At 68.0% G+C, this 14445-nt stretch carries 15 protein-coding genes; 9 read left to right on the forward strand and 6 right to left on the reverse strand.

Features of this window, described 5'->3' with window-relative positions:
- The coding region (locus tag Pth03_RS26945; protein ID WP_203947197.1) for a GntR family transcriptional regulator at positions 1-680 on the reverse strand (680 nt) is incomplete at its 3' end.
- Between the two features lie 427 nt (positions 681-1107).
- Between Pth03_RS26945 and Pth03_RS26950 the strand changes: the two genes are divergently transcribed.
- The 9 genes from Pth03_RS26950 (at position 1108) to Pth03_RS26990 (ending at position 9926) form a co-directional block, all read left to right on the forward strand.
- The gene (locus tag Pth03_RS26950; protein ID WP_203947198.1) at positions 1108-2469 is read left to right on the forward strand and encodes an extracellular solute-binding protein; all 1362 of its coding nucleotides are present in this window, start codon (positions 1108-1110) and stop codon (positions 2467-2469) included.
- Entirely contained in the window at positions 2466-3416 is a 951-nt protein-coding gene (locus Pth03_RS26955) for a carbohydrate ABC transporter permease (RefSeq protein WP_203947199.1), read from the forward strand. The genes Pth03_RS26950 and Pth03_RS26955 overlap by 4 nt, the downstream gene beginning before the upstream one ends.
- Complete coding sequence (locus tag Pth03_RS26960) at positions 3416-4324, forward strand: carbohydrate ABC transporter permease (RefSeq protein WP_203947200.1); 909 nt, start codon at positions 3416-3418, stop codon at positions 4322-4324. Before Pth03_RS26955 ends, Pth03_RS26960 begins: the two co-directional genes overlap by 1 nt.
- Positions 4324-5391 (forward strand): ABC transporter ATP-binding protein, encoded by a 1068-nt coding sequence (locus Pth03_RS26965; protein ID WP_203947201.1) that lies wholly within the window; start codon positions 4324-4326, stop codon positions 5389-5391. The genes Pth03_RS26960 and Pth03_RS26965 overlap by 1 nt, the downstream gene beginning before the upstream one ends.
- Positions 5391-6467, forward strand: a complete 1077-nt coding sequence (locus Pth03_RS26970; protein ID WP_203947202.1) for an ABC transporter ATP-binding protein — start codon at positions 5391-5393, stop codon at positions 6465-6467. Before Pth03_RS26965 ends, Pth03_RS26970 begins: the two co-directional genes overlap by 1 nt.
- A gap of 35 nt (positions 6468-6502) precedes the next feature.
- Positions 6503-6667 carry an FAD-linked oxidase C-terminal domain-containing protein gene (locus Pth03_RS26975; protein WP_203947203.1) on the forward strand — a complete coding sequence of 55 codons (165 nt, stop codon included), beginning with the start codon at positions 6503-6505 and terminating at the stop codon, positions 6665-6667.
- Positions 6668-6743: 76 nt separating this feature from the next.
- Positions 6744-8204: an NAD-dependent succinate-semialdehyde dehydrogenase gene (locus Pth03_RS26980; protein WP_203947210.1), complete on the forward strand. Its 1461-nt coding sequence runs from the start codon at positions 6744-6746 to the stop codon at positions 8202-8204.
- Complete coding sequence (locus Pth03_RS26985) at positions 8201-8689, forward strand: Ldh family oxidoreductase (protein WP_203947204.1); 489 nt, start codon at positions 8201-8203, stop codon at positions 8687-8689. The genes Pth03_RS26980 and Pth03_RS26985 overlap by 4 nt, the downstream gene beginning before the upstream one ends.
- A 1-nt stretch (position 8690) precedes the next feature.
- Positions 8691-9926, forward strand: a complete 1236-nt coding sequence (locus Pth03_RS26990; protein WP_155340576.1) for an iron-containing alcohol dehydrogenase — start codon at positions 8691-8693, stop codon at positions 9924-9926.
- Positions 9927-9986: 60 nt separating this feature from the next.
- Here Pth03_RS26990 and Pth03_RS26995 read toward each other — a convergent pair whose 3' ends face one another.
- The 5 genes from Pth03_RS26995 to Pth03_RS27015 all read right to left on the reverse strand — a co-directional run bounded on the left by Pth03_RS26995 (position 9987) and on the right by Pth03_RS27015 (position 14291).
- Complete coding sequence (locus tag Pth03_RS26995) at positions 9987-10256, reverse strand: hypothetical protein (protein WP_203947205.1); 270 nt, start codon at positions 10254-10256, stop codon at positions 9987-9989.
- Positions 10257-10503: 247 nt separating this feature from the next.
- Positions 10504-12057 carry a HEAT repeat domain-containing protein gene (locus Pth03_RS27000; protein WP_203947206.1) on the reverse strand — a complete coding sequence of 518 codons (1554 nt, stop codon included), beginning with the start codon at positions 12055-12057 and terminating at the stop codon, positions 10504-10506.
- A gap of 78 nt (positions 12058-12135) precedes the next feature.
- On the reverse strand, positions 12136-12543 hold the full coding sequence (locus Pth03_RS27005; protein ID WP_203947207.1) for a VOC family protein: 408 nt from the start codon (positions 12541-12543) through the stop codon (positions 12136-12138).
- On the reverse strand, positions 12540-13388 hold the full coding sequence (locus Pth03_RS27010; RefSeq protein WP_203947208.1) for a helix-turn-helix domain-containing protein: 849 nt from the start codon (positions 13386-13388) through the stop codon (positions 12540-12542). Before Pth03_RS27010 ends, Pth03_RS27005 begins: the two co-directional genes overlap by 4 nt.
- A 135-nt stretch (positions 13389-13523) precedes the next feature.
- A complete protein-coding gene (locus Pth03_RS27015; protein ID WP_203947209.1) occupies positions 13524-14291 on the reverse strand; it encodes a glycoside hydrolase family 64 protein in 768 nt (255 codons plus the stop codon).
- Between the last annotated feature and the right edge of the window lie 154 nt (positions 14292-14445).

Below are 14445 nucleotides of genomic sequence, written 5' to 3' on the forward strand. Positions count from 1 at the left end.
TCGGCCTCGTCGAACAATCGTCGGAACCGCTCGCCGGACCGCAGGATGTGCCGACGCATGGCATAGGCGGCGGCGTCGGGGTCACGCGCGGCGATCGCGGCCAGAACATCTTCGTGCTCGGCCATGGCCAAGTGAGTGACCTGGGTGTCGTGGGCAAGCCGGAACAGGTGCACGTGCGTGTGCAGGCGAGCGAGCGCTTCGCGGATGACCTCGTTCTCCGCGCTCAGGGCGACGAGATCGTGAAAAGCGGCGTCGCGTAGCCCGAAGGCGCCGTAGGCCATGAGCCCGGTGCCCCCCTCCAGCTCCGCCATCTCCTCCAGCATTCGTCGCAGACCGGCCACCTGCTCCGAGGATGCGCGTTCGGCGGATCTGCGCGCCGCCGCCGGCTCAAGGAGCAGGCGGAGCTCGAGCATGTTCTCGAATTGGTGCCGGGTGATTTGGGGGGGAATGCGGTAGCCGGCGTGGGGCACACGCACGACCAGGCCCTCGGCCTCCATCCGGTTCAGAGCGTCTCGGATCGGCGTCTGCGAGACGCCCAGCTCTCGCGCCAGGACGTCGATCGTGACGCGGGAGCCAGGCTCGATCCGTAGCGACATCAACTGTCCGAGCAGCGTGTCGTACACCTCGTCGGCAAGCCGGCCGCGAGATCGGCGCCGCGCGATCGTCGCTTCGTCGTCCATCGTGACGTGAGGTCCTTTCTTGCGTCTTCGGGAACCTGTTGACATCGGTCGCACTACTGCGGGATGTTGACGCCCACAATCGGATCGTATAGGAAAGGTGACGGATGCCACCCATCCTTCACCCATCGCGGAACCGCCCGCCATCGCTCCGCTTCGATCAGTTGGAGCTCCCATGAGCATGCTCGACGTCCTGCTCGGTTCGCCACCGGGGGCACGAGGACCGAAGGACTTCTCGACTGCTTGAAGCCCCATTACGTCACGGCGTACTCGTGACGCCGGTCTGCGGGTCAGCCCCTGCGACAGCCGGCAACACGCCTGAACAACCCCCCAGCAACTGCTCGGCGAAGCACGCAGCAAGGCTCCAGAGGTCCCCCCCCAGAAAGCAGGCAAGAAGATGCGGTATCCAAGGCGAATAGGACGCCTGGCGATGGCGGCCATGTTGGTGGCCACGACCATGGCGGCTTGCGGCCAGGACGACGGCGCGACGAGCGCCCCCAAGGCACCGGCGACCATCCCGGAGCTCACCAAGGACCCGCTGACCCTCAGCTTCATCTGGTTCGACTGGCCCCCCGCCCACGCGCTGGAAGCCTTCGCGAACGCGGAGTACACCAAGGTGCGGCCGAACGTGACCATCAAGGTCAACACCGTGCCGAACGCGAACTGGCACGACGCGATGTTCACCCAGTTCGCAGCGCACAAGACCGACTTCGACATCCCGATCCTGGACTCGCAGCACATCGGCGAGGCCGTGACGAACGGCAACATCCTCGACATCACCGACTTCGTCAAGAAGAACATCGACGTCAAGGCCTACAACCCGTACCTCCTGGCGGCCTACGGCCAGTACCCCCAGGCGGAGACCGGGAAGCGCGACGAAAACGCCAGCCTGTACGGACTGCCGCTGCTCGGCGACACCTGGACGATGATCTACCGCAAGGACCTGATCGGCGACAAGCCACCGCAGACGTGGGACGAGATGATCTCAGTCGCCCAGAAGTGCCAGGCGGACAACCCTGGCGTCAGCGGGCTGGCTTTCCACCAGGCCAACGGTTCGGACGCCGCGGCCGTAACCTACAACACGGTCAACGCCGTCTACGGCGGCAACCTCTGGGACTCCAAGACGCGCAAGATCGACGGCGTCATCAACGACGCTGCGGGCCAGGAGGCGATGGACGTCCTGGTCAACAAGATGAAGCCGCTGACCGCCGCGGGCTCCGGCAACTGGTTCATCGACGAGGTGAACGCGGCGGTCGCCCAGGGCAAGGCATGCATCGCGTTCAACTGGATCGCCGCGAGCGGCGGCCTGCTTGACCCGAAGCAGTCGACGCTCGGCACCACGCGGGAGGAGATTCTCGACAAGCTGGGTTTCGCCACCCTGCCGAGCCAGAAGACGAACCTGGTGCCTCTCGGCGGCATGGGGATGCACGTATCGGCCTACTCCCCTGCGGCGAACCAGGCGGAGGCCCTGAACTTCATGAAGTGGTTCGAGCAGGCTGACATCCAGAAGAAGTGGGCCGCGGCCGGTGGCGTGCCATCGCGTACGGACGCCCTGGAGTCGCCCGAGTTCCTCAATGCCGGGCCGTTCAACCAGGTGTACGCCGACTCGGTTTCGCGGATGCGGGACATGTGGAACGTGCCCGAGTACGCGCGCCTCGTCGACATTGAGAACACCAACGTGAACGCGGCCCTCAACGGCGCGAAGACGCCGAAGGATGCGCTCAACGACATCGCCAAGGAGCAGCAGGGCGTACTCGACTCCGGCAGCCGCAAGGGCGGCGGCGGACTGTGAGTAACCCCGTCCCTCTGACGACCGACCACCCCGGGCAGGTGGCGTCCGCGACGCCGCCTGCACCGGGTCGGTCCCGCCGGTTGAGCGACCGCGGGCTCGCCGTGGCCTTCATCTCCCCCGCGCTGCTGCTGTTGCTCGCAATGTCGGTGTTCCCGTTGCTGTGGGCGTTGTACCTGTCTTTCACCGACTACTCGGCCACCCGCGGGGGGCCGGCCCATTTCGTCTGGTTCGAGAACTACACCGCCATCCTGACTTCGGCGCAGGTCCACCTGAGGGCCTTGACGACGTTGATCTACGTGGTCGGCGCGGTCGCCCTGCAGACCGTGCTCGGTTTCGCCATCGCCTACCTGATTTCACGGCGCACGCACGGGCGAGGACTGCTGACCACTCTGTTCCTGGTTCCGATGATGCTGTCGCAGGTCGTGGTCGGGCTGTTCTGGAAATTCATGCTCGACGCGCAATTCGGCGTGATCAACAGCATGCTCGGCTCGCTCGGCCTGGGGCAGGTGGAGTGGCTCACCCGGCAGCGAACGGCACTGATTTCCCTGATCGTGGTCGACACCTGGCAATGGACGCCGTTCATCATGCTCATCGCACTTGCGGGCCTTACCGCGGTCCCCAAGTACTTGTACGAGGCCGCCTCGATCGACCGGGCGTCCGAGTGGTTCCGGTTCCGCACCATCACTCTTCCGCTGGTGTGGCCGCTGCTCCTCATTGCCGTGTTGTTCAGGGCCATCGAGGCCTTCCGGCTGTTCGACCTCGTCTACATCCTCACCAGCGGAGGTCCGGGGGTCTCCACCGAGACGTTGTCGTTCCACGTCTACAAGGTGGCGTTCCTGGGCTTCAACACCGGAACCGCCTCGGCGTACGGGATCCTCATGGTCCTCGTCGTCATCGTCCTTACGCAGCTCTACCTGCGCTACTTGAACAAGCTCAAGGAGGACTGATGGCCGTCTCCGTCGACGAGGCCATGTCCACAGGTCCTGTCCGGGATCACACGCCCCCCGCGCGCCGCTTCGGCGGCCGGGGTCGCTCCGTGCTGGAGATCGCGCTGCTGACCGTGCTGGCCGTCGTGATGCTCTTTCCGGTGCTGTGGATGATCGAGACGTCCATCAAGGAGAACCGGGACGTCTACGCCATCCCGGCCAAGTTCTTCGACTTCACGGTCACTCTGGACCATTTCAAGGACGTGTTCGTCGCCTCCAGCGGTCGCTCGGCCTTGTCCGCCTCGTTCCTCAACTCCGTCGTGGTCGCCGGGGTCTCCACGGTGCTGGCCACCGTGCTGGGAGTCCCGGCGGCCTGGGCCTACTCACGCTTCGCCGTGAAGGCCAAGAAGGACCAACTGTTCTTCATCCTGTCCACCCGCTTCATGCCGCCCGTGGTGGTCGTGATCCCGATCTTCCTCATGTACCGCCAAGTCGGACTCATCGACACCAAGCTCGGCCTGATCCTCATCTACACCGCGTTCAACGTCCCGTTCACGATCTGGATGATGAAGGGGTTCGTCGACGAGGTGCCCGCAGAGTACGAGGATGCCGCCATGCTCGACGGCTACACCCGCCTGCAGGCGTTCTGGCGATTTACCCTTCCCCTGCTCCTGCCCGGTATCGCCGCGACGGCGGTCTTCGCCCTCATCTTCTCGTGGAACGAGTTCGTGTTCGCCATCTTCCTTACCTCCAGCGACGACGTGCGGACGGCTCCACCCGCCATCGCCGGCCTCATCGGTGGAACCACTGTGGACTGGGGTCTCGTGGCCGCCGCCTCCGTAGTGTTCGCCCTACCGGTGCTCGTCTTCGCCTACCTGGTGCGCAAGCACCTTGTCGCCGGTGTGACGCTCGGGGCGGTGCGACGCTGATGGCGGGCATCGAGGTTACCGCCCTGCACAAGCGCTATCCGGACGGGACGGTCGCAGTTGAGCACGTGGACCTGTCCATCGGCGACGGCGAGCTGTTCGTGATGCTCGGCCCTTCGGGTTGCGGCAAGACGACCACGCTGCGGGCCATAGCCGGCCTGGAGAGGCAGACGACGGGCGACATCCGCATCGGCGACACGCTGGTCAACGACCTGCCGCCCGCCGAGCGCGACATCGCCATGGTGTTCCAGTTCTACGCTCTCTACCCGCATCTGAGAACCCGCGACAACCTGGCGTTCCCACTGCGGGCCGAGGGACTGCCCAAGGCGGAGGTGCGCGAGCGGGTCGACGAGGCCGCCCGGCTGATGCGGCTCGGTCCGCTCCTGGACCGGCGACCGCGCCGGCTGTCCGGCGGGGAGCAGCAGCGCGTCGCGCTTGCTCGCGCCCTGGTGCGACGACCGCGCGCATTCCTCATGGACGAACCTCTCACCAATCTGGACGCGGAGCTGAGGGCGGACATGCGCACGGAGATCAAGCACCTGCAGGGGGAGCTGGGGACGACGATGGTCTACGTCACCCACGACCAAGTCGAGGCGATGTCGCTCGGTCACAGAATCGCCATCCTCAACAAGGGCCGCGTCGAACAGATCGGCACGCCGCTGGAAGTCTACGACCGTCCGGCGAGTCTTTTCTGCGCCGCATTCATCGGCTCCCCGCCGATGAACCTGATTGAGGTGGAGGTGGCCGACGGGAAGCTGCGCAGTCAGGGCGGACTGGCCCTCACGCCACCGCCAGGCCTGCCGCGCGACCGTTGCCTGGTCGCAGGCGTCCGGCCGGAGGCGCTGGAAGTCACAGAACCAGGGGCGGAACGTTCGGTCCCGGCCCGCGTGGTCTCGGCGGAGTGGCTGGGCGACGAAATCATCTACGTGGTTGACCACGGCGGCCAGCGCGACGTACGGGTTCGGATGCCACCGACTGTCCGTTTCGCCGCTGACGCACCGGTCGGGCTGCGGCACACCGGCGGGACCCCGGCGGTCTACGACGTGAGCACGGAAGAGCTGGTGGCCTGATGGGAACCGTGGCAGTGCACGGGCTGTGCAAGTCCTTCGGTAAAGTCCAGGCCCTGGACGGGGTGACGCTGGACGTGCCGGACGGCTCGTTCTTCGTCGTGCTCGGACCCTCCGGGGCAGGCAAGACGACGACCCTGCGAGCGATCGCCGGCCTTGAGAAGCTTGACGCCGGGTCGGTGCATCTGGACGGGAGGGACGCGACCGGTGACGCCCCGGCCGCACGCGACCTGGCCATGGTCTTCCAGAGCTACGCCCTCTACCCGCGACACACGGCGTACGAGAACATCGCTTCGCCGCTGCGGGCACGCCGCTGTTCTTCGAGCGAGATCGCCGCTGCCGTCGAGCAGATGTCGAGCCTGCTGCACATCGAACGTCTGCTGCAGCGGCGTCCGGCGCAGTTGTCGGGCGGTGAGATGCAGCGTGTCGCCTTGGCCCGGGCGCTGGTCCGTCGCCCGCGCGCGTTTCTCATGGACGAGCCGCTGACGAACCTCGACCTCAAGCTCCGCGTCGAGATGCGCACCGAGCTCACCCGCATCCACCGGAGCCTCGGAGCAACCTTCGTCTACGTGACCAACGACCAGGTCGAGGCCCTGTCCATGGCCGACCAGGTCGCGGTCCTCAAGGAGGGGAAGGTGCAACAGGTCGGAACGCCGACCGAGGTGTACGAGCGTCCAGCCAACCAGTGGGTCGCGGGATTCGTCGGGAGCCCGCCGATCAGCCTGCTCGCCTGCCACGCCGAGGGAGATCGTCTGGTCGGAGCGGAAGGCTGGACGCTGCCGCGGCCCCGCTGGACCACGGCTGAGGACGGTCGTCCGCTGCTGCTGGGCCTGCGCGCGGAGGACCTGTCCGTCGAGCAGCGTGGGGACGCGTCGTTGTCGGGGGAACTCTACGGGCTTGAGCCGCTCGGTGACCGAACGGTGGTCGACGTCCGAGTGGGGACGGAGATCCTCAAGGTCAAGGCACGACCCACCGTCACCGGTACGCCGGGCGAGCGGCTGCATGTCACGGTCGACCTGGACCGTGCGCACCTGTTCGACGCGGGCACCGGGCTGTCGCTGTCCGAGGCCGGGCGGTAACCGCGCCGGGCGGCAACGGCAACATGCGCCGGCACGTGGCAATCGAGCCTCGGCGGACCGTCAGCGGTGAGCACGGCCTGACGACGCTGAAGCAGCCATGGCCCGAGAAGGCGATCGGTGGCGCGGGGCGTCGCCCTGCAGCCAGGGCCAAGGCCACGTTCGACCCGCTCGGCAACCTCGACCCCGACGAGGTCGTGTGACCCGTTCGTCAACGCGCGTGGCGTGATCGCTGAGGTCACGCTGGACATCACCAAGAACATCACAGGAGGCGACGCAATGAGTGACCCGATGAACGTCCTGGCCCCCGAGCACCGGCGGCTCCGGATTGGCGACGCCTGGCGCGACGCCGCCAGCGGAGCCACCTTTGTCGTCGAGGACCCGGCCACCGGCAAGACCATCGCCGAGGTGGCCGACGCCGACGTCGTTGACGGGCTCGCCGCTCTGGACGTGGCGAGCAAGGCAATGGCGGAGTGGGCGGCGACCCCGCCGCGAAAACGGTCAGAGTTGTTGACCGCGACGTACCGGGCACTGACCGAGCGATCCGAGGAGGTCGCCCGGCTGATAACGCTCGAGATGGGCAAGCCGCTCGCCGAGGCTCGGGGAGAGGTGGCCTACGGCGCCGAGTTCTTCCGTTGGTTCGCCGAGGAGGCGGTGCGTGTCGAGGGGCGCTACAACACCGCTCCCGCTGGTGGATATCGCATCCTCACCGTGCCGAAGCCGGTCGGACCGTGCGTCTTCGTGACGCCCTGGAACTTTCCGTTGGCCATGGGTGCCCGCAAGATCGCTCCTGCGCTGGCGGCGGGCTGCACGACGATCACCAAGCCGGCAGCCCAGACGCCACTCACCATGCTGTTCCTGGCCCGCATCATGGAGGAGGTCGGCGTTCCCCCGGGCGTCGTCAACGTCGTGACAACCAAGCGTGCCGGCGAGGTGGTCTCAGCACTGCTAGCCGACCGTCGGACCCGCAAGCTTTCGTTCACCGGGTCGACCGAGGTCGGGCGCGTGCTGCTACGACAGGCGGCGGACAACGTGCTGCGCACCTCCATGGAACTGGGCGGCAACGCGGCCTTGATCGTGTGTGCCGACGCGGACCTGGACGTCGCGCTCGACGGTGCCATGGTGGCCAAGATGCGCAACATCGGGGAGTCCTGCATCGCGGCCAACCGAATCTACGTCGAGGAGTCGGTGCGCGAGGAGTTCACGGCGCGCTTCGCCAAGCGGATGGGCGCGCTCTCGGTGGGCCATGGTCTCGACGACGGCGTGGACGTCGGGGCGTTGATCGACGAGGCCTCGGTCACCAAGATCGACGAACTCGTCGCCGACGCGGTCAATCGCGGCGCCCGTGTCTTGGTGGGCGGCCAGCGTCCGGATGGGCCGGGCCACTTCTACCCGCCTACGGTCCTCGTCGACGTGCCCGAAGACGCGCGGATGCTGGAGGCGGAAATCTTTGGCCCGGTGGCGCCGATCATCTCGTTCACGTCCGACGACGAGGTAATGGCGAAGGCCAACGACACCGAGCACGGCCTAATCGGATACGTCTTCACCCGTGACCTCCAGCGGGCGCTCCGGTTCACCGAGGGGCTGGAGACGGGGATGGTCGGCATCAACCGTGGTCTGATCTCGGACCCGTCGGCTCCGTTCGGAGGCGTGAAGCAGTCCGGGATCGGCAAGGAGGGGTCGCACGAGGGCATACTTGAGTACCTCGACGTCACCTACGCGGCGATCGACCTACCGTGACCGGCCTGCTGCTCCGGGTGCCTGCCGAGGATCACCGCGCCCTGTGCACACATGACCTGACCGGCCTCCACCCGTGGGGCGGGACCCAGGCCATGGTCGGCACGAATCCGCTGGCACCCGGGGACGCCGTCGACTCCGCCGGTATGCGCGCCACAGACGCGGCCGCGACGGTGGATGGGGCGATCAGCCCTTTCGGCGGTCCCAAAGGCTACGCCCTCGGGCTCATGATCGAGGTGCTGGTCGCGACCTTGACTCGTACCGCCCTTGGCGACGATGTCCGCGGGACCCTCGACCCGACTGACCCGCCCACCAAGGGCGACGTCTTCATCGCGATGGACCCGAGGGCGCCCGGGCACGACCGAGTCTGGGAGCCCGGCGCGCGCCTGCGCCACCCGGCAGCCAACCTTGCCGACGCCGTTCCGGTCTCGCAGGTGACCTGGACGTCTGCCCAGCAAATCACCGCCGACGTTCCAGAGAGGCACTGACATGCTTGAGACCGTCCGCGGACCACGCCAGCTGATAGTGGGCGAAGGGGTCGCGCAGAACATCCCACGAGTGGTGGCCGAGTGTGGCTCGCGAGTCCTCATCGTGACCGACCGGGTTCTTCTGGGGCAGCCGGGCGTGGCCGAGATCGTGGCCGCAGTGAGGGAGAAGGTCGAAGTCGTCGGGGTGTTTGCCGACGCGACTCCGGACGTGCCACTCGCCGATGTCGCCCTGGCCGTCTCGGTCGCCGCAGAGGTGGACGCCGACGTAATCCTCGCCATCGGGGGTGGCACGGTGATCGACCTCGCCAAAATCGTCGGCGTCATCCGGCGCCACGGTGGGACGCCGCGCGACTTCTACGGCGAGTCGAAGGTGCCGGGGCCGACGATTCCTCTCGTCGCGGTCCCGACGACGTCAGGCACCGGCTCCGAGCTCACGCCCGTCTCGGTGTTGACCGACCCGGACCGCGAGCTGAAGGTGGGGGTCTCCAGCGTCCACATCGTGCCCGACTTCGCCATCGTCGACCCCGAGCTCACCTACACCTGCCCTGCGACCGTCACTGCCCACTCCGGCATCGACGCGTTTTGTCACGCGGTGGAGAGCTACACCGCGCGACCCCGGGCCCACGGACCGCGCGACCCGGTGGAGCAGGTCTTCCTCGGCCGCAACCCGATCACGGATCACTACGCGCTCCTGGCCGCGGAGCGGATCGCCCGCAGCTTGCCCCGTGTCGTCAGGGACGGAGGCGACAAGGACGCGCGCGCGGACATGTCCTATGGGTCCATGCTGGCCGGGCTCGCATTTTCCCACGCAGGCAACGCGGCTCCGCACGCCCTCCAGTACCCCATCGGCGCAGCCACCCACACACCGCACGGCCTGGGCGTCGGGCTGCTGCTGCCCTACGCGCTGGACGCGGCCAGGGATGCCATCGGCGACCGGTTGACCATCCTCGCCGGGGTGTGCGGGCTCGACGTGACCGACGCCTCGGATGCCGAGGCCGCAGATACGTTCCTCACCTGGCTCGACGGGCTCCTTGCCGACATCGGCATTCCTACCACCTTGGCGGACATCGGCGTGGCACGCGCCGACCTCCCGCGCTTCGCGGAGATGGCCAGTGGCGTCACCCGCTTGATCCAGAACCATCCAGGCCCGACCGACACCGCCAGCCTGACCGCGATCCTCGAAGCGGCCTGGATCGGGGACCGGACCCGACATGTCCTGACTCCGGAGCAGAGATAGTGACGGGCCATTCACATGACGACGAGTTCCCTGCCCCACCCTGGGTATCGGAATTGTCGGCTACGCCGCGCCCACGATCCCCATGTAGCGCTCGAGATCCCGCAGTCCGACCTGTTCGAAGGTCAGGCTCTCCCGCTCCAACCACCGCAGATGATCTACCAGGTAGTAGGCATTGGTCTTCTGCGTGCCCGACCCTTCATGAAGACGCAGGAACCGGTCCGCCTCTGCATGGACCGTCCCCTCGGGCCACACGATCGTCCACGACCGCCGCCCGTCCTTCCGACCAATCCGCTGAACCCGAAGGTCCCCGACCACCACACGCGCCACCATCTTGCCCCCTGTACCGACCTCACCCGAACGCGACGGACGCCCCGGACCCGGTCGGTAAATGAGACTAGGACGTCCAGCTCGCAGGCTCAGACGAACAACACGGACGGCTCTTCTCGCGGTCGGCAAAGTCGACGTCCACGAGGATGAGGGGCCTGACTCGCATGCTCGATCATCGCCCCGGCCGCGAACCCGTGTCATCCGAGTTTCCGCGCCGAGGGCGGTGACCGTCCTGAGATGGGCGTACACGTCACCGGACCACGCGGAGGATCCAATGGAGCATGCGGGTGCTGCCCGGCCCGATGATCTCCTCCGTCTCGGCGAGGAGGGTCTCCAGTTCGCGCCGCAGTGCCTCGGATGGCCCGCTGTACACCGACGCCGAATCCCGGACCCGCCAGTTGTCGAGGTCGGCGACGGCGTGCTCGCTCAGCACCGGGTCCGGATCAGCGGCGAGGATCAGGTCGGCCTTGACGCGGCTCCAGGTGTCGCGCATGCCGAGTAGCGCGCGGGCCGCCTGCCGCACATGACGGGGGCGGCTGGGATCGAGCAGCTCCCACAGACGGTCAACGGGCATTTCCGCCCCGGTCGTACGGAGAGCGGTGACGACATTGCGCACCACCACCGGCGCCGGATCATCGAGCATGCCCGCCAGGGACGGCGTTCCGGCGGTCGGGTCCAGGCGCCGAAGCGTTCGCACCGCCTCCGCGCGAACACGGGGACGTGAATCGCTGAGATAGGGAAGAACCAAGTCGGCGTCCGCCCGTGTGCCGCAATCGCCGAGTCCGGCGAGCAGCCCGCGCGCTCGCGGCTCGGACCTCTCAGCCAACCGCCTGCGATAGAGCTCGACGGGGTCGCCGCCGGCTCGCCGCACCGCCCACTGCGCGGTCAGCCGCACCATCGACGCCTTGTCATCGAGGAACCGCGGGCCCGCCCCGGTCCGGCCAAGCCGTACCAGTGCCGTGAGCGCTTCCAGCCGGACAGGTGAAGAGGCGGCGCCCAGGAGTTCCTCAAGAATCTCGAATCGTCTCGCCGAGATCGCTTGAGCCGCTACGGCCTCGGCGCAGCGGGTGCGGGTGACGATGTCGTTCTCATGAAGTGCGGCGGCGACGAGCCCGAGCTCATCCATCCGGCCGCCTTCCAGACTGACCTGGAAGGCGAACCGCCGGCTCCGTAGATCGCCGGATTGGCGGACGGCGGCGAGTGTCGCGTCGTCGGCGTGGAGCAGCGCGTCCTTGACCAATGCGATGACGTGCTTCCCGCGCTCGCGGCCGGAGATCCTGAGGGCCACGGAAAGGACTGTCAGGAGGGTCGCGCGGTCCGGATGTGCCAGGATCGCGGTCACCACATCCTCCGCTCGCTTCCGTACGGCGGCCGCCCAGTCCGTCATCCGGATGACGGCGACGGGATACAGCCGCGGATCGGCACGCATCGCATGGTGCATGAGTGCCTGCTCGCGCTCGCGGCCGTCCGGACCGCACGCCGCCAATGCGACCGCCAGCGGAGTGTCGAGCGTGACCTGGTTCCGAGTGAGGCGCGTGAAGCCGTAGAACGAAGGGCGCGAGGCGGCATCGAGATCGATCCAGAGCTTCGGACCGGCGCTGGACACGGTGTCCAGGGCGCCGGCGGCGAGTTCGGCGTCCGAGGCCGCCCCGGTCAACGTCCGCACGAGATCGTCCAGGTCGTAGCGGCCGCCTCGGGCGGCATTCGCCACGAGGCGGTGGATCGTGTCCTGGATCAGATCTCGAGCCGCACGGGGGTAGTCCCCCTCGGCGAGTTGCCGTACTTGATCAGAATGATGCGGCATGTGAGCATCGTTCCATTGCCGATCTCCCGCTCACCAGGGAATATCGGCGCGGGAGGCTGTTCAGGACAGCGGCGGAGGTCAGCGCTTGCGGGGCTCGCCGCGGTAGGTGCCGAACGACCACCGGTTGCCCTCCGGATCGAGGACGGCGAAGCCGCGCGAGCCGTAATCGGTGTCGTGGAGTTCCTGGATCAGCTTGGCGCCGGCCGCGGTCGCCCGTGCGCAGAGCCCGTCGGGGTCGTCGGTGACGACGTAGGCGCCGAAGGTGCCCGGTTCCAGCCGCCACGTGTCGCCGGGGTCGTCGCGGACGCTGCCGAGCATGATGCCTCCGCCCAGCGGCCACGACAGCTGGGCGTGGTGCACGATGTCGCCGTCGCCGTAGACGGCGGTCTCCTCGAACCCGAAGGCGTCGACGAGGAACCTGATCAGCGCCCGGGCGTCACGGGCGCGCAAGGTCGGATAGACCTGCGGAGGCGGTGCCTGTGTCATGGTGCCGAGTCTGACGGCGGGGCGGCCCCCGGGTCTTGGACGTTTCGGAACTCCTCGGCCAGCCACCGCGTGGCCGTACAGCCGGCGAACTCGCCGAAGTCACGCGCGAAATGCGCCTGGTCGTAGTACCCGTGGTCGGCTGCTATCGCGGCCAGGGCCGTACCGTCGGGGGCGTCGAGGAGGGCGCGGCGGGCCCGGTCGAAGCGGGTCACCCGCGCGGCCGTCTTCGGGCTGAGCCCGATCTCGACGCTGAACCGCCGGCTCAGGTAGCGCTCACTCCACCCCACCTCGCGGGCCAGGTCGGCCACGGGTACGGCTCCCGCGGACGCCAACACGCGGTGCCACGCCCGCTCCACCTCGTCCGGGGCCGACGCGGCGCCGAGGCGGGCCAGCAACATGCGGTCGAGCACGGTGAACCGGCCGGCCCAGCCGGTGGCCTCCAGCACTCGTTCGCGCAGCTCGGCGGCGAACGGCCCGACGACGTCGGCGGCGTCGAAATCGGCTCCCGCCAGCTCGCCCGCGGGGAGGCCGAGCAGGGCGCGCGCGCCGAGCGGCGACAGGTTCACCTGGATGCCGGACTGCCGGCCATCATGGGTGATCAGCGCGGGCCTGGTGTGCAGGCCGCCGAGGAGCGTGTCGTAGCGGCCCGGAGGGATGCGCTGGTCGGCATGGGCGGCCATGACGAGCGGCTCGTGCAACGAGACGATCAGCGTGAGGTAGGGCGAAGGCAGCCCGCGGTGCAGCCGCGGCGCCACACCGGCCTCCTGGTACCCGCTGTACCAGGCGATGTACGGCCGCAGCGGCCCCGCCGGGCGCCACCGGACGAGCTCCGACGTCGGCTCCATCGACGAACCACCGCCTTACGTTGTCCCGCTGCGATCCTGCCCGCGCGGGGACCCCGGTGGAAGGACCTGTGGAAGGGGCCCGTGGAAGTGTTACGGCCCCGGCGCGTGCGACGCCGGGGCCGGTCGTGCCTCAGGTCACCATCCGACGGCGACCAGGAGCCACTGCGGGTTGCCGTGGGAGATGAAGGACGACTGCCCGGCGTAGTCGTCGTACGGGAAGCCGTACGACAGCTTGCCGATCGCGTGGTCGTGCCAGAACTTGGCGTAGTAGTTCGCCGGTGCGGCCTTGTAGTACGTGCCGGGATCCGACCACTGCGACTGGGGCAGCTGCGCGACGTGACGGTTCAGCGCCGCGCACATCCCCGGCTCTTCGGCCAGCGGGCCGGCGCAGCCGAAGATGTCGGAGGTCGCCGCGTTGACCCCGGCCGTCGTTGCATACGCGCTGAAGTAGTTCGCGTTGGCGCCCCCGGCGCGGAACCCGGCGTAGCTGCCCGGTGCGGGGATCCGGTACGGCGCCTGCACCTGGGCCAGCGGCTTGAACTCGGCGGGCACCTCGTCGATGAACCTCTGGAAAGTGACCGCCCTGTCCTCCTGGAAGGTTGGGTAGTCCTCGCCGACGGACACGTCGTAGCCGTCGTGGGCGTGCAGGCGCATCGCGAGCTTCAGGCCGAACGCGTCGACCCTGGTCGTGTTGCCGTTGAACACCGAGGGCCCGACGGTGAACTCGATGAAGTCGTAGTACTGGCTGTTCGGCGAGCCGAGGTAGAAGTACATGCGTCCGGCCGTGTTCACCGGCATGTCGAAGTACGGCTGCTCGGCGATGGAGTGAACCTGGCCGTTGTAGCTCCAGAAGACCTGGCTGTCGGGGTATTTGCCGTTGGTCCGGTTGAGGATCTTGACCATGACGACGTTCTGGGCGGCCGGGATCGTGTTCGTGTCACCCCAGAACGACGCCGGCGGGTTCGTCGAGCCGGGCGGCGGTGTCGGCGTGGGGGTCGGCGTGGGGGTCGGGGTCGGGGTGCCCGGGCCACCGGTGGTGCGGACGGCGAACTCCCAC

Origin of the sequence: Planotetraspora thailandica (assembly GCF_016863335.1) — a bacterium.
GTDB lineage: Bacteria > Actinomycetota > Actinomycetes > Streptosporangiales > Streptosporangiaceae > Planotetraspora > Planotetraspora thailandica.